General features: G+C 64.6%; 14 protein-coding genes. 10 read left to right on the forward strand and 4 right to left on the reverse strand.

Annotation, left to right across the window (positions count from 1 at the left end):
• The first annotated feature begins 7 nt into the window (after window positions 1-7).
• Entirely contained in the window at window positions 8-760 is a 753-nt protein-coding gene (modA, locus tag ACOYW5_RS19675) for a molybdate ABC transporter substrate-binding protein (protein WP_423066576.1), read from the forward strand.
• A 12-nt stretch (window positions 761-772) separates the two neighbouring features.
• A complete protein-coding gene (gene modB / locus ACOYW5_RS19680; protein ID WP_423066577.1) occupies window positions 773-1,462 on the forward strand; it encodes a molybdate ABC transporter permease subunit in 690 nt (229 codons plus the stop codon).
• A gap of 10 nt (window positions 1,463-1,472) precedes the next feature.
• Here the strand turns inward: modB and ACOYW5_RS19685 are convergent, their stop codons facing one another.
• Window positions 1,473-1,940: a hypothetical protein gene (locus ACOYW5_RS19685; RefSeq protein ID WP_423066578.1), complete on the reverse strand. Its 468-nt coding sequence runs from the start codon at window positions 1,938-1,940 to the stop codon at window positions 1,473-1,475.
• 112 nt (window positions 1,941-2,052) lie between these two features.
• Between ACOYW5_RS19685 and ACOYW5_RS19690 the strand changes: the two genes are divergently transcribed.
• The 3 genes from ACOYW5_RS19690 to hemH all read left to right on the forward strand — a co-directional run bounded on the left by ACOYW5_RS19690 (window position 2,053) and on the right by hemH (window position 5,820).
• Window positions 2,053-2,952: a LysR family transcriptional regulator gene (locus ACOYW5_RS19690; protein WP_423066579.1), complete on the forward strand. Its 900-nt coding sequence runs from the start codon at window positions 2,053-2,055 to the stop codon at window positions 2,950-2,952.
• Between the two features lie 30 nt (window positions 2,953-2,982).
• Complete coding sequence (locus ACOYW5_RS19695; protein ID WP_423066580.1) at window positions 2,983-4,716, forward strand: DUF1007 family protein; 1,734 nt, start codon at window positions 2,983-2,985, stop codon at window positions 4,714-4,716.
• A gap of 84 nt (window positions 4,717-4,800) precedes the next feature.
• Window positions 4,801-5,820 (forward strand): ferrochelatase, encoded by a 1,020-nt coding sequence (gene hemH, locus ACOYW5_RS19700; protein ID WP_423066581.1) that lies wholly within the window; start codon window positions 4,801-4,803, stop codon window positions 5,818-5,820.
• A gap of 4 nt (window positions 5,821-5,824) precedes the next feature.
• Here the strand turns inward: hemH and ligD are convergent, their stop codons facing one another.
• Together ligD and ACOYW5_RS19710 are read right to left on the reverse strand one after the other, a co-directional pair.
• Complete coding sequence (gene ligD, locus ACOYW5_RS19705; protein WP_423066582.1) at window positions 5,825-8,401, reverse strand: DNA ligase D; 2,577 nt, start codon at window positions 8,399-8,401, stop codon at window positions 5,825-5,827.
• 3 nt (window positions 8,402-8,404) lie between these two features.
• Complete coding sequence (locus ACOYW5_RS19710) at window positions 8,405-9,271, reverse strand: Ku protein (RefSeq protein ID WP_423066583.1); 867 nt, start codon at window positions 9,269-9,271, stop codon at window positions 8,405-8,407.
• Window positions 9,272-9,430: 159 nt separating this feature from the next.
• Here ACOYW5_RS19710 and ACOYW5_RS19715 point away from each other — a divergent pair, with 159 nt between their 5' ends.
• From ACOYW5_RS19715 to ACOYW5_RS19725, 3 genes are all read left to right on the forward strand, one after another.
• On the forward strand, window positions 9,431-10,408 hold the full coding sequence (locus ACOYW5_RS19715; protein WP_423066584.1) for an SPFH domain-containing protein: 978 nt from the start codon (window positions 9,431-9,433) through the stop codon (window positions 10,406-10,408).
• A 24-nt stretch (window positions 10,409-10,432) separates the two neighbouring features.
• Window positions 10,433-10,879, forward strand: a complete 447-nt coding sequence (locus tag ACOYW5_RS19720) for an NfeD family protein (protein WP_423066585.1) — start codon at window positions 10,433-10,435, stop codon at window positions 10,877-10,879.
• Between the two features lie 70 nt (window positions 10,880-10,949).
• The gene (locus ACOYW5_RS19725) at window positions 10,950-12,203 is read left to right on the forward strand and encodes an outer membrane beta-barrel protein (protein WP_423066586.1); all 1,254 of its coding nucleotides are present in this window, start codon (window positions 10,950-10,952) and stop codon (window positions 12,201-12,203) included.
• Here ACOYW5_RS19725 and galU read toward each other — a convergent pair.
• Window positions 12,200-13,069, reverse strand: coding sequence for a UTP--glucose-1-phosphate uridylyltransferase GalU (gene galU / locus ACOYW5_RS19730; protein WP_423066587.1), 870 nt, complete (start codon window positions 13,067-13,069; stop codon window positions 12,200-12,202). The genes ACOYW5_RS19725 and galU overlap by 4 nt on opposite strands.
• A 93-nt stretch (window positions 13,070-13,162) precedes the next feature.
• Between galU and galE the strand changes: the two genes are divergently transcribed.
• Both galE and ACOYW5_RS19740 read left to right on the forward strand, forming a co-directional pair.
• A complete protein-coding gene (gene galE / locus ACOYW5_RS19735) occupies window positions 13,163-14,149 on the forward strand; it encodes a UDP-glucose 4-epimerase GalE (protein ID WP_423066588.1) in 987 nt (328 codons plus the stop codon).
• Window positions 14,150-14,158: 9 nt separating this feature from the next.
• The gene (locus tag ACOYW5_RS19740; protein ID WP_423066589.1) at window positions 14,159-15,370 is read left to right on the forward strand and encodes a lytic murein transglycosylase; all 1,212 of its coding nucleotides are present in this window, start codon (window positions 14,159-14,161) and stop codon (window positions 15,368-15,370) included.
• Window positions 15,371-15,409 lie beyond the last annotated feature (39 nt).

Below are 15,409 nucleotides of genomic sequence, written 5' to 3' on the forward strand. Positions count from 1 at the left end.
GCATAGCATGCGTTGCATTTCCCTGCTGCTCGGACTTGGCCTGACCGCGCTCGTGGGTGTTCCGGCCCTGGCGGCAGAGGTGAGTGTCGCGGTTGCGGCGAACTTTACCAGGCCGGCCGAAGAGCTCGGCAAGGCCTTCACTGCCAGGACCGGCGGCACGGTGACCTTCAGTTTCGGTGCCACCGGGCAGCTCTACACCCAGATTTCGCAGGCGGCGCCGTTCGAGGTGTTCCTGTCGGCGGACAACAAGCGCCCGGCGCAGGCCGTTGCCGAGGGCTTTGCCGTCGATGGTACGGTGTTCACCTATGCCGTCGGCAAGGTGGTGCTCTATTCGCCTTCGATCGATGTGACCGATGGCGAGGCGGTGCTCAAGTCCAACGCCTTCCAGCACCTGTCGGTCGCCGATCCGAAGACTGCGCCTTACGGTGCGGCCGGGGTCGAGGCGCTGGCGAAGCTGGGGCTGACCGAAGCGGTCTTGGGCAAGATCGTCACCGGCGAGAATATCTCGCAGGCGCTGCAGTTCATCGAGTCGGGTAATGCCGAGCTCGGTTTCGTCTCCCTGAGCCAGGTGATCGATAAGCCGGCGACAGAGGTGTGGCGGGTGCCGGCAGAGCTTTATGCACCGATCCTACAGGATGCGGTGCTGACCAAAGCGGGTGAGGCCAATCAGGCGGCGAAGGCCTTCCTCGAGTTCTTGCAGAGCGGGGAGGGCAAGGCCATCATCGAGAAATACGGCTACGAGGTGGGCTCGGCCGGATGAAGGCAGTGATCGATGTTGAGCGCCGCTGAGATCGCGCAGCCGGTCGGGCTGACGCTCACGCTTGCGCTCATCGTCACGGTCATCTTGCTGGTGGTCGGCACGCCGATCGCCTGGTGGCTGACACGTTCGCAATCGGCCTGGAAGGCGCCGGTCGCAGCGATCGTGTCGTTGCCGCTGGTGCTGCCGCCGACGGTACTCGGGTTCTATCTGCTGCTGGCCTTCGGGCCCTACGGTCCGGGCGGGCTGATCGCGCCGCTGTGGGGTGCGCGGACGCTGGCCTTTTCGTTCGAGGGGCTGGTGATCGCCTCGATCATCTACTCGCTGCCATTCATGACGCAACCGCTGCGCACCGCCTTCGAGGCGATCGGCGACGAGCCGCTGGAAGCGGCGGCGACCCTCGGGGCAGGGCGGTGGAAGACGTTCTTCCGGCTGGTGATCCCGCTCGCCCGGTCCGGCTATCTCACCGGCGCCATCCTCACCTTCGCGCATACCGTCGGCGAGTTCGGCGTGGTGCTGATGATCGGCGGCAATATTCCCGGCGAGACCAAGCTCGTCTCAATGGCCATCTACGATTTCGTCGAACGGCTGGAGTGGGACAAGGCGCACGCGTTGGCGGGCGGAATGGTGCTGTTCGCGTTCGTGGTGATTACGGCGGTGATGTTGATCGACAGGCGGGCCGGGCGGATTGCGGGGGTGAACTGAGGGGGCGGCCTCAAGCCAGCCGCAGCAGCTCCACGAACCGCTTCAGTGCCTTGCTCAAACCTTTGCGCTTCTTGTCGGTCAGATCGGCGAACAGCGCTTCTTCGAGCTGTTCCCAGTTCGCGGCCAGCACTTCGCGGATGCGTTCGCCGCGTTCGGTGAGGGCGAAGCCGGGGGCGAGGTCGGGGCCGATGGCCTGGCGGGCGACGACGTCGCGCTCGATCAGCCGGTCGAGCCGCGGCTGCAGCATATCGGTGCCGATGCCGAGTTCGTCGGCAAGGCGCTGTTCGCTGGCGCCAAGTTCGGCGTGGAGGACGAAGATCACGGCATCGTCGCCCGGCTCGAGGCCGCGATCGAGCAGCGGCACCAGCAGCGCCTTGTGCGCCAGCTGGCCGGCTTCGATCAGCTTGTAAAGCGTTGAGCGGGCTTCGGGTTTGGTCATGGGTGGATAGATAGACTGCGTGACGGGTTCGAGCGACATGGCTCCCATCCTATCGTTAATCCACAAACGACCAATAGGCGGCATTGTTCACCCAGCGCGGATGACTTATGCGTGCGAGTGGACGCTCAACTTACACTTTTTCGGTGACACGATGAGCCAGGACCTCGCCCGTATCCGCGCCTTCGTGCAGGTGTTCGACGCCGGCGGCTTCTCCTCGGCGGCGCGCCAGCACGGGCGCTCCAAGGCGCTGCTCAGCAAATACGTGACCGACCTCGAGGATTATCTCGGGGTGCGGTTGATGAATCGCACGACGCGGAAACTGAGCCTCACCGAGGCGGGCGAGGCGTACTACCGCGAGGCGAGCCAGCTGTTGCAGCAGCTCGACGATCTCGATGCCACCATCTCCGACCAGACGGCCGAGCCGCGCGGCATGGTGCGGGTGTCGGCGCCGCGCAATCTCGGCGAGACGACGCTGGCGCCGGCGATCTTCGCCTTCATGGCCAAGAACCCGCTGGTCTCGGTCGATCTGAGACTCGAGGATCGCTACGTCGATCTGGTCGAGGAAGGCGTCGACGTGGCGCTGCGCATCTCGACGCTGGCGGACTCTTCGTTGATCGCCCGGAAGATCGCCGACATGCGGCATGTCATCTGCGGCTCGCCCGAACTGGTGAAGCGCGTCGGCCTTCCGGAATCGGGCGAGGCGCTGCGGAACATGCCGTGCATTCTGGATACCAACATTCCCTCGCACAGTTCATGGCGGTTCATCGAGGATGGCAAGCCGCTGACGGTGCACGTCGCGGGGCCGGCCCGGGTAAATTCTCCTGTGGCGGCGATGCAGGCGGCGCTCGCCGGCCTTGGCTTCGCCGTATTGCCGACCTACCTCGCCGACCCACACATCGCCGAGGGACGGCTGGTGCGCGTGCTCGAAGACCGGATGCCGGAAGGCCCGAGCCTCCAGGCCGTCTATCCGCACCGCCGGCACCTCGCGGGCAAGGTCCGGGCGCTGATCGACCATCTGGTCGCCTGGTTCGCGGACAACCCGGTGAAGTAGGGACGGGGTAGGGCGCCGATGAGAATGGTGATGCGCAAGCTGGCGCTGGCGGCCGCCGCGATGCTCGGACTTGTGGGCGTTGCAGAGGCGCACCCGCACATCTTCATCGACGCCAAGGCGGTGCTCGTCTTCAATGACGCCGGTGAGCTCACGGCGATCCGCAACAGCTGGACTTTCGACGAGGCCTTTTCGGTCTGGCAAATCCAGGGCCTCGACACCAATGGGGACGGGATCACCTCATCGGAGGAGATGCAGGAGCTGGCGGACGAGAACCTCAAGGGTCTTGCCCAATACGGCTTCTACACCTCGGCCGGAAACAATGCCGCGAGCCTGCCCTTCGCCTCGATGGACGACGCCAAGTTCGTCTTCGAAAACAATCGGTCGACGCTGACGTTCGGTATCGAGCCGCAGGCGCCCTATCGCATCAAGGACAGGCTCGAGATCGCCATCGCCGATCCCGAGTACTACGTGGCGATCACGCTACGCGACGGCGGTGTTACGCTCGAGAACGCCCCTGCCGGTTGCAACCTGCATCTCGAGCCGCCGCGGGAGATGTCGCCCGAGTTGCAGGAGCGATTGTTCCAGTTGGGGCCGGATGTCACCAAGCTTCCGCCCGACCTCGAAACCGCAGTGCGCGGGACGCAGGGGGCGATTGTTCTCGATTGTTCGGCTGAGGCCTCGGCACCGGCAGCTGCGACCGCGCTCGACGCCGTTACCCAAGTGGCGGAGACCAAGCCGGCGATGCCAGTCGGCGGGCCGCCACCCGAGCCGGGGTTCAAGATTTCGCGCACCGGCCCACTCGGCTGGCTGGTGGTGGCGCAGGAGCAGTTCTACCTCAGCCTCACGGCGGCGCTGGCGAAGCTCAAGACCGACTGGAACGCGTTCTGGATCCTCGGCGGGCTGAGCTTTCTATATGGTGTGTTCCACGCTGCAGGACCGGGCCACGGCAAGGTGGTGATCGGCTCGTACATGCTGGCCAACGAGCGACAGCTCAAACGCGGCGTGGCGCTGAGCTTTGCGGCGGCGCTGCTGCAATCGCTGGTAGCGGTGGTGTTCGTCGGCGTCGCGGGGGCGATCCTCGGACTGTCGAGCGCGGTGATGGACAATGCCGTCGGCTGGATCGACAGGGCGTCCTACGCGATGATCGCGCTGCTCGGCACCTGGCTGATCGCGCGCAAGATCTTCGGCTGGGGCCACTCACATTCGCATGCCCCTGATCTCACGGCCAAGGCGCATCAGCATCTCCATGCCGATGAAGCACCACATGCGCTGATCGCGGAGCGGGGCCAGCGCTTCGCCTTTCAGTCGGCGTTGCAGCCGGCGGGCGGACCGGCACTCGATGCTTATGGGCGCGCGCCTGGCGATCCGCACTATGGGCACGACCATGGCGATCACGACCATGACCACGACCACGCGCACCACCACGTGGTGACGCCGGAGCAGACCGGCGGCGATTGGCGCGAGCAACTGGGCGTGGTGTTCAGCGTCGGCATCCGGCCGTGCTCGGGGGCGCTGATCGTCCTCGTTTTCGCACTGAGCCAGGGCGTACTGCCGGCCGGGATCGCTGCGGTGTTCCTGATGGGCCTGGGCACGGCGATCACCGTGGCGACGCTGGCCATCGTGGCCGTCAGCGCCAAAGGTGCGGCGCAGCGCTATCTGGGCGGCGTCGGCGGAGCGGGCGAGCGGATCGTCTGGTGGGCCGAACTGGTAGGCGCCGTGATCGTGTTCCTGTTCGGCGCGCTGCTGCTGCTCGCCAGCCTCTAGAGGCCGCCGCGACACACTTGCACTTGTGTTCGAGGCATCCCCGACTATGGTGCCGGCCAAACGCTCCTATCGCATAGGCCACTCATGGCATCCGCACTTCCCCCGGGCCACCCGCCGATCAGCACACCGCGCGTCGGCGTACTCCTGCTCAACCTGGGCACGCCGGACGGCACCGACTACTGGTCCGTCCGCCGCTACCTCAGCGAGTTCCTGTCCGATCCGCGCGTGATCGAGTCGCCGCAATGGCTATGGCAGCCGATCCTGCAGGGCGTGGTGCTGAGCACCCGGCCGCAGAAGAGTGGGGTGAACTACAAGCGCATCTGGGACTATCAGGCCGGCGACAGCCCATTGCGGGTGATCACCCGCAACCAGACGACCAAGCTGCAGGAGCGGCTGGGCAAGGACATCGTCGTCGAATTCGCGATGCGCTACGGCAACCCCTCGACTAAGTCGGGCATCGAGGCGCTGCAGGCGGCCGGGTGCCAGAGGATCCTCCTGGCGCCGCTCTATCCGCAGTATTCGGCGACGACCACGGCTACCGCCAACGACAAGGCGTTCGACGCCCTGCGCGACATCCGCTGGCAGCCGGCCATCCGCACGCTGCCGGCTTATTTCGAGGAGCCGGCCTATATCGAGGCGCTGGCGCAGAGCATTGCCGATGGTGTGGCGAAGCTCGATTTCACGCCGGACGTGATCCTCACTTCCTATCACGGCATGCCCAAGCTCTATCTGGAGAAGGGGGATCCGTATCACTGCCAGTGTCTCAAGACGACCCGGCTGGTCCGCGAGCACCTGGGCTGGGCCGAAGAGAAACTGAGGGTCACGTTCCAGAGCCGCTTCGGGCCGACGGAATGGCTGCAGCCTTATACCGACAAGACGCTCGAAGCCCTGCCGGGGCTGGGGATGAAGCGTGTAGCCGTGGTGTCGCCGGCCTTCTCGGTCGATTGCATCGAGACGCTGGAAGAGCTTGCCATCACCGGCCGCGAGCAGTTCGAGCACGCCGGCGGCGAACGCTATGCGTATATCCCGTGCCTCAACGACAGCGAGCTGGGGATGCAGATGCTGGAGTCGGTGATCCGCAAGGAACTGGCGGGGTGGGTTTGAGGCGCTACAGCTTCAAATCCTTTAACGGCCCCGCAACCGCCTCGACCATCCCCTTGGTGATCGATTGGGTGAGCGAGAAGTAGTCGGGCCACGGGTCCTGCTCGTTCGCCCGTTCCGCCGCCGCGCCGATAACGAACTGGTTCGCCGCCTTGATCGCGTCGAGCTCATCCCAGCCCACCGGCACCGCGCAGGACACGCCGGCCTTGGCGCGGGTCGAGAATGGCGCCACAGCCGTCGCGCCGCGCTCGTTGCGCAGATAGTCGACGAACATCCGGCCCTTGCGCTCGACCTTGCGGATATTGGCGGTGAAGTCGTCGGGTTCGTTATCCTCGAGCCGCTGCGCGAAGGTGCGGCAGAACAGTTTGACCAGCGGCCATTCGGTGACTGGCTTCAGCGGCGCGATGACGTGGATGCCCTTGCCGCCGGTGACCATGGGGTAGCTCTCGAGCCCCCATTCGCCGAGCACATCGCGAATGTGGACCGCTGCTTCCTTCACCCGCTTGAAGTCGAGGCCCTCGTCCGGATCGATATCGAAGATGATGCGGTCGGGCTTTTCCAGCGTGTCGATATGGCTGCCCCAGATGTGAAATTCGAGCGTCGACATCTGCACGCCGGCCATCACGCCTTCGATGTCGGTGACGTAGAAATGGTCCTCGCGCTCGCTTTCCTTGAGTTCGATGGCGACGCGCTTCATCGTATCGGGGAAGCCGCCGGTGTCGTGCTTCTGGAAGAAGGGCTTGCTCCCATGTGGCACCCGGACGAGGCTCAGGGCACGCTTCTCGATATGGGGCAGCATGCGCTCGGCGACGGCGTCGTAATAGGCGATGAGCTGCGCCTTGGTGACCGTCGCGTCCGGCAGCACGGGGCGGTCGGGGCTGGTCAGCCGCACCTTGCGGCGATCGGCGATCTCGACACCCATGTCATTGGTCAGCTGCATGGATTTGAGCTTAGCCCGCCGTTTCGACTTTGTCGCCTCGTTGGCCGGCGCCTTAGTTTCGAGCTTGATCTGGCGCGCCGGCTTGTCCTTGCGGAGGCCGACGAAGGCGGGGTGGCGCAGGTGACCATCGGGGGTGAACTCGGCGAAATCGACCTCGCCGACGAGTTCCGGCTCGACCCATCTGGCGCGACGAGCGACGTCGCGCGGCACGGTTTCGAAGGCGGGAGTTTTGCGCGCCCGCTTGTGTAGTTCGGCCTGCAGCTCGGCGGCGCTCGCTTCGGTGAAGCCGGTGCCGACGCGTCCGCGATAGATCAGCTTGTCGTGCTCCCAGGTGCCGAGCAGCAGCGAGGCGAACCCCTTGTGCTTGTCGGATGGCCGCCAGCCGGCGATGACAAATTCCTGCCGGTTGGTGCACTTGATCTTGAGCCAGGATTTCGTGCGCTCATGGCGGTACGGCGCGTCGGCCAGCTTGGCAATCACGCCTTCCCCCCGCGCCTCGCACATGGCATCGAACACTTCCTGACCGTGGCCACGGACGTGATCGGAGTACTGGATGGGGCTAGTCTTCTTCGGCTTGCCCAGCAGCTTTTCAAGACGGGCCTTGCGCTCGGTCAGTGGCAGTTTTTCGAGGTTCTCGCCGTCCTGCTCCAGCAGGTCGAAGGCGAAAAAGGTTAGTGCGCCACCCGATGAGAGCGCGTCCTTCAACGTCGAGAAGTCCGTGCGGCCGTCCTTGAAAGCGCAGATCTCGCCATCGAGCAGGGCGGAGCCGTTGGTCAGCTTTGACAGAGGCTCGACGAGGTTGCCGAACTGCTCCGTCCAGTCGTTGCCGTTGCGGGTATAGAGGCGGACTTCGGGCCCCGCGACGGCGGCGATACAGCGGTAGCCGTCGAACTTAGTCTCGAACAGCCACTCGTCGCCGGCGGGCACTTTCTCGACCAATGTCGCCAGCTGCGGCTCACGGAAGTCTGGCAGCGCGACTGCGCCGGATTTGGTCCAGACCTGCGCTTTGGGCGTCTTCGATGCCGCCTTCTTTCGCGATTTTAGGCCCTTGGCGATGCCGTCGAGGTCGCGACCGGTTTCGACGCTGGTGGTAAACTTCTCGGTGAGGCCATCCGTGTCGGTGGCGTAGTCGTCGCGATGCTTGATCAGCAGCCAGTTCTCACGCGTGCCGTTGCGGGTCTTGTTGTCGCGGCCCTTCATATGGACCAGCACCCACTCGCCCTTCATGCGCTTGCCGCTGAGACTGAACTTGAGGTCGCCGTCATCGAGCCCTTCGTGCGGGTCGCCGATCGGCTCCCAGGTGCCCTCGTCCCATAGCATCACCGTGCCGCCGCCATATTCGCCTTCGGGGATGGTGCCCTCGAAGTCGGCATAGTCGAGCGGATGGTCCTCGACACGGACGGCGAGGCGCTTGTCGGCGGGATTGGTCGACGGGCCCTTGGTGACGGCCCAGCTTTTCAGCACGCCGTCGAGTTCGAGGCGGAAGTCGTAGTGCAGGCGCGTGGCGTCGTGCTTCTGCACGATGAACCGGAGCGGGGTGTCCTTGGCCGCACGCTTCGCCTTCGTGCCGGAGGGTTCTGCGGTTTTCGAGAAGTCGCGCTTGGCGCGGTAGGTCCTGAGCTGGTCCTGGGGTGAGGCGGGCATCGGTCAGCTCGCCTTCTTGCGCGGAGCCGTCTTGGCTGCCGGTTTTCGTGCCGCCGCTGGCTTCTTCGCTGGTGCGGACTTGCCGCCTTCGAGACTCTCTTTCAGCGCCGACATCAGGTCAACGACATTGTCGCCACGCGGGCGCTTGTCCTCGTCGACGGCGACCTTGCCGGTCTTCGATTTCAGCTTGCGGTCGATCAGTTCGCGCAGGGCGGTGTTGTAGTGATCCTTGAATTTGCCGATGTCGAAGGTGTCGGTCTTCTTTTCGATCAGGGCGGTCGCCACCTCGAGCAGGTCGTCGTCGGCGGACTTGGCCGGAATGTCCGAGAAGAAGCTGTCGGACTTCTTGATCTCGTTCTCGTAGTGCAGCGTCTCAAGCAGCAGGCCCTTGCCGCATGGCTTGATCGAGACGAGGTACTCCTTGCCGCGCAGTGCCAACTGGCCGAGCCCGACCTTTTTCGCTTTGCGCAAGGCATCGCGGACGACGCGGAAGGCATCTTCGGCCAGCTCGTCGGCGGGCGCGAGATAGTAAGGGGTGTCAAAATAGAGCGGCGGGATTTCGTCCTCGTCGACGAACTGCACCAGCTCCAGCGTCTTCCGCGTCTCGAGCTTGACCGCGTCTATCTCGTCATCGGTCAGTAGGACGTAGTCGCCCTTCTGGTACTCAAAACCCTTGCGAATGTCGTCGCGGTCGACCGGACCGACGCCATCGACGACCTTCTCGTAATGGATGGGCTTGCCGGTGGGTTCGTGGATCTGACGAAAGCTCGGCTTGCCGGCGGACTTGGTCGCAGTGAACATCTCGACGGGGATCGAAACGAGCGACAGTCGCAACTGGCCTTTCCAGATGGGGCGTGTTCCGGCGGGCATGGTTTCAACTCGCGAACGATTGCTTGTCGTTCAACGGCATTGCGCCACGGGACGTTCCCGCTGTCATACAACTGCGGATAGTCGAGCGGCATTGTTGCGCCCATGCCGAACGGCACATACATGTCAAAGCATGGGCCGGGCGTAGCAAAGGGGTTGGGGATGGACTTTCTGGAACTCGACGGGCTGAGCATCACGCTGCTGACGCTGGGCGTGCTGGCGGTGCTGGTGCTGTTCGCCGGCGCCAAGGTGGTGCCACAGGGCTACAACTACACGGTCGAGCGCTTCGGGCGGTACATCCGCACGCTGAAGCCGGGCCTCAACCTGATCATCCCGTTCGTCGACAATGTCGGCAAGAAGATGAACATGATGGAGCAGGTGCTCGACGTGCCGCACCAGGAAGTGATCACGCGCGACAACGCCTCGGTCACGGCGAACGGCGTCACCTTCTACCAGATCCTCGATGCCGCGGCCGCTGCTTATGAAGTGGCGCAGCTCGAGGTCGGTATCCTCAACCTGACGATGACCAATATCCGCTCGGTGATGGGTTCGATGGACCTCGACGAGCTGCTCAGCCACCGCGACGAGATCAACACGCGGGTGCTGCGCGTTGTCGATGCGGCGGTGAGCCCATGGGGTCTCAAGATCACCCGCATCGAGATCAAGGATATCGATCCGCCCAAGGACCTTGTCGAATCGATGGGCCGGCAGATGAAGGCGGAACGCGAGAAGCGCGCGCTGATCCTCGAAGCCGAGGGTAAGCGGCAGGCGGCGATCCTGCAGGCCGAAGGCCAAAAGCAGAGCCAGGTGCTCGAAGCCGAGGGCCGGCGCGAGGCGGCGTTCCGCGATGCCGAGGCGCGTGAGCGTTCGGCCGAGGCCGAAGCCAAGGCCACCGAAGTGGTGTCGGACGCCATCGCCGCGGGCAGCGTGCAGGCGATCAACTATTTCGTCGCCAACAACTACATCAAGGCGCTCGAAAGCCTTGCCAAGTCGCCGAACCAGAAGGTGCTGATGCTGCCGGTGGATGCGGCGAGCGTCATCGGTGCCATCGGCGGTATCGCCGAGATTGCCCGGGAAACCTTCGGTGGCGAGAAGCCGGCAACGCGGCCGGTAAGCGGCCGTCCGCCGTCGACCACCTGATGCTTAGGGAGCGAGGAGGGGCACATGCAGATCATCGAGTTCATCGGCCAGAACGGAGCGTGGTCGTGGATCGTGGCCGGGCTGATCCTGCTCGGGCTCGAGCTGGTGGTGCCCGGCGGCGTGCTGGTCTGGCTCGGTGCCGCGGCGATGGTGACGGGTTTGCTGTCGCTGTTCGTCACGATCTTCTGGCCGCTGCAGTTCGTGATCTTCGGCGTGCTCGCGCTTGTGGCCATCTGGTTGTGGCTGCGCGTCCGCGGCCCGGGTCCGGTTTCGGACCGGCCGTTCCTCAACCAGCGGGCGCGACGCTATATCGGGCGTGAGGTGGTGCTGGAGCAGCCGATCCAGGACGGGGTCGGCCGGCTGAACCTCGACGATACGACCTGGCGGATCACCGGTCCCGATCTTGCGGCCGGCGTGAAGGTGCGGATCGTCGATGCGGACGGGGCAGAGCTGTCGGTCGAAGCGGCCTGAGGCAAGCCTTCCTTAACCATAAGCTGCAAGGGTTCGTTGACGTTTATTTCGCGCCGACGGTGGCTCAATCATGTCCTCACGCAGAGCCGGCATCACGGCGGGCGCGCTTGCGCTGGCGCTCTGCAGCCGCGCTTTTGCGGGCGACGGATCGGACTTCAGCAATGACGTGCTGCTTGGTCCCGAGGGGACCGAGTGCAGCTATTGCGTGCCCAACCCGCCGGACGAGTATGGACCGCCATTCCAGTTCGACTGGAGCGTCGGCCTTCGCGGTGGGGTTCGCGATAATGGCAGCGGGAGTGGACCTACCTATGAGGTCGTGGCGCTGCCCGAATTTTCGCTGCAGCAGGAAACCATTCGCGGCGGCTACAATCTCGGCGTCTCCGGCGAAATCAGCCACGAACTCGAGGGCGACCCGCGCATCGGCTCGGTCGCGACCACAGCGGGCGGTCGCTACGATCTCGACGAGCTGACGACGCTCGAGGGGCGGGTCGATCTCACCGTCTCGCAGGACGATCCAAGTGATTCCGACCTGCCGGTCAACGTGGTGACGTCGCCGCTCGAGATCTCGGCCAATGCCGAGGCGAGCGCCAGCCGCGATCTCGGGGCGTTCGTGGTCGAGCTGCGCGGCAGTGCCGGACGCGACGTGTTCGGCGAGACCACCTATGACGACGCCTCGACGACGAGCAACGAGTTCCAGAACACCACGACCTGGGGCACGGGCGCGCGGCTCGGGTACAAGCTGACGCCGGGGCTAGTGGCCTTCATCGATGGCGGGGCGGACGCAGAGCAGTATGATGTGGCGTCGCCGACCCTGCTGGTGAAGCTCGACAACGTGACCTATGCGACCCGCGCCGGCCTCACCTTCAAGCCAAGCGATGTGCTCGAGCTCGAGGGCTCGATCGGCTGGGGCTATCGGGACTTCGTCGACGATACGCTCGATGATTTCGCGGCCATGCTCTACGGCGCCAAGGCCACATTCCGGCCGAACGAGACTCTGACGCTGAGCGGGGAGCTCACCACCGCGATCTCGTCGCCGGGCACGACCTCCGGGGCAACGGCCAAGCTCGAATACGCTGCGACGGGCGCGCTGAGCTATCAGCTCAACCCCTGGCTGCGGCTCCGCGCCAGTGCCGACTGGAGCACGGCAGGCTACGAAGGCATCGACACGAAGGAGAGCAGCTGGGGCGTCGGCGTGGGCGCCGACTATCTGCTCAACGAGCACACCGACCTCACGGCCGACTACAGCTTCGAGCGCAGCGAAACGACGCCGGCGCCCGCGACCGACGAGCATCAGGTGACGGTCGGAGTGCGCTTCCACCGCTAGATGAGGTAGCGGATCTCCTTGCGGAACGCATCGGCGAGGTCCGGGCGGTCCAGCGCGAAGACCACGTTGGCGGTGAGGAACCCGAGCTTGCTGCCACAGTCGAAGACCTTGCCGTCGTACTTCACCCCGGTGAAGTCCTGGCTCCGGATCAGCACCTGCATCGCGTCGGTCAGCTGAATCTCGCCTCCAGCCCCACGCGTCTGTTCCGAGAGCAGTGAGAAGATTTCGGGCTGCAGGATGTAGCGGCCGGAAATGAACAGGTTCGACGGGGCGTCCGCTGGCTTCGGCTTCTCCACCATGTCGGTGATGCGGAAGCCCGAGTCCGGCCCCGAACCACGTGCCACGATGCCGTAGCTCGACACCTCGTTTGGATCGACTTCCTCGACCCCGACGATGTTGCCACCGGTCTCTTCATAGGTCTGCATCATCTGCTTGAGCACACCGGGTTTGGCTTTGAACACCATATCGGGGAGCAGCAGCGCGAACGGCTGGTCACCCACCAGTTCGCGGGCACACCAGACGGCATGACCCAGCCCGAGCGGCTCCTGCTGGCGGGTAAAACTGGTCTGCCCGGCAGATGGCAAATCCTGCTGCAGTTCGGCCAGCGCTTCGGTTTTGCCGCGGATCTCGAGCGTATGCTCGAGTTCGAACTGGCGATCGAAATGGTCCTCGATCACGCCCTTGTTGCGGCCGGTGACAAATACAAGGTGCTCGATCCCGGCTTCCCGGGCTTCGTCGACCGCATACTGGATCAGCGGACGATCGACAACCGTCAGCATTTCCTTGGGCATGGCCTTGGTGGCTGGCAGGAAGCGGGTCCCGAGGCCGGCAACAGGGAACACGGCAGTCCGTACGCGTCTGGGCAAGATGGGCTCCGGAAGATTGTCAGCAGGCGGGAGTAAGCCGTTCTTAGCACCTCGCCGCTAGCGTCGGGATCTAAACTGAGTTTGAGGTTTATTATGGCAGTGCTGGTGACCGGCGGCGCGGGCTATATCGGCAGCCACATGGTGCTGCGGCTCTGTGATGCGGGCGAGACGGTCGTGGTGCTCGACAACCTGACCACGGGGTTTGACTGGGCGATCGATCATCGCGCCAAACTCGTCGAGGGCAACGCCGGCGACATGGTGTTGGTTGGCAAGGTCATTGCCAAGCACAAGATCGAGGCCATCATCCATTTCGCAGGCTCGATCGTCGTGCCGGAATCGGTCGCCGATCCACTCAAATATTACGCCAATAACACCGCGACCTCGCGCAACCTGATCGAGGCGGCGGTGACGGGTGGGGTGAAGCACTTCATCTTCTCCTCGACCGCTGCAGTTTACGGCAATGCCGGGCTGGAGCCGGTGGCCGAGACCACTCAGCTGATGCCGGAATCTCCGTATGGGCGGAGTAAGCTGATGACCGAGCTGATGCTGGCGGACGTCGCGGCGGCGCGTCCGCTGACCTATGGCGTGCTGCGTTACTTCAACGTCGCCGGCGCCGATCCGAAGCGGCGCAGCGGCCAGTCCTCGCCGACCGCGACGCACCTGATCAAGGTCGCCTCGCAGGCGGCGCTCGGGCAGCGGGCGCAGATGGGCATTTTCGGCACCGACTTTCCGACGCCCGACGGCACCGGCGTGCGCGACTACATCCACGTCACAGACCTCGTCGAGGCGCATGCACTTCTGCTCGGCTACCTGCGCGGCGGCGGCGCTTCCATCACCATGAACTGCGGCTATGGCCGCGGCTTTTCGGTGCGCGAGGTGATCCAGACGGTAAAGGCGGTTTCCGGTGTCGACTTCAAGGTGGTCGAGGAGCCGCGCCGGGCCGGTGATCCAGCTTCGATCGTGGCGCGTGCCGATAAGGTGCGGCAGGTGCTGGGCTGGAAGCCGGCGCACGATGATCTCAAGGAGATCGTTGACGCGGCGCTGACATGGGAGCGCTATTTAGCCACACGGAACAGGTAGCGATTCGCCATGCAACGCAAGCTCGCCGTCCTCCTCGCGCTCCTCGGTCTCTCCTCGCCGGCGTTCGCCCAGCCGGTCGAGAGCTTCGAGTCCTTCATCAAGAACTTCGAAGCGACGGCGGTGGCCGCTGGTGTCACCCACGAAACCTATGCCAAGGCGATGTATGGCCTGACCGCCGATGAGAAAGTGCCGGAGCTGGTCACCTCGCAGCCCGAGTTCACGACCCCGCTGTGGGACTATATCGACAAGCGCGTCACCGAGTGGCGCATGGGCAAGGGCAAGGAATCGATCGCGGCAAACCAGGCGCTGCTGACGGCCATCGGGGAGAAATACGGCGTCGATCCCTACCTGCTCGCATCGATCTGGGGGATCGAGACCAATTACGGTCGCGTGCTGGCTGATCCGCAGTACATCCGCCCGATCATCCCATCGCTCGCAACCCTGGTGCACCAACGGCGCGTTCGGCTCGAAGGCGACACGGCGGACCTGATCGCAGCGCTGCTTCTGGTCCAACGCGGGCCGCTTGATGCTACCCAGCTCGTCGGCAGCTGGGCAGGCGCCATCGGGCATCTTCAGGTCAACCCTACCAACGTTATAAAATACGGCACGGACGGCGATGGCGACGGTGCTATCGACCTCCAAAACTCACTGGCAGACGCTCTGGCGACGGCCGCGGAGTTTCTGCTTGGCCTCGGCTACAAGCCGGGCCTCGACTGGGGCTACGAGGTCGTCGTGCCGGATGGGTTCGACTATCTGCTGGCGACGCGCGACCAGTTGCGGCCCATCTCGTTCTTTGCCGATCTCGGCGTAGGGCGGGTCGGCGGCGCTGACTTCGACGACACCTCGATCCCGGTGTTCCTCTACGCGCCGACGGGGGCGAAGGGACCGAAATTCCTGATGACGAACAACTATCTCGTCCTCAAGGGCTACAACTTCTCCGACAGCTACGCGATGGCGATCTCACATCTCCAGGACAGGCTGAAGGGCCGTGGCGCGTTCGTCACGGCCTGGCCGCGGGACACGAAATTCCCCAACCTCGAGCAGCGCAGGGCGATCCAGGAGGCGCTGATCAAGCTCGGTCTCTACGAGGGGCTGGTGGACGGGCGGATCGGGCCGGTGAGCCAGGCGGCCTACGCCAAGTTCCAGGCATCGAAGGGTGAGGTGGCGGACGGGTTCATCACGCTGCACAGCTACGAAGAGCTCACGGCGGCAGCGCGCTGAAGCCGGTAGAATTGTCGAGAGCGGTCTTCAATTCGACCC

It is taken from the genome of Devosia sp. CN2-171 (assembly GCF_049354815.1).
Lineage (GTDB): Bacteria > Pseudomonadota > Alphaproteobacteria > Rhizobiales > Devosiaceae > Devosia_A.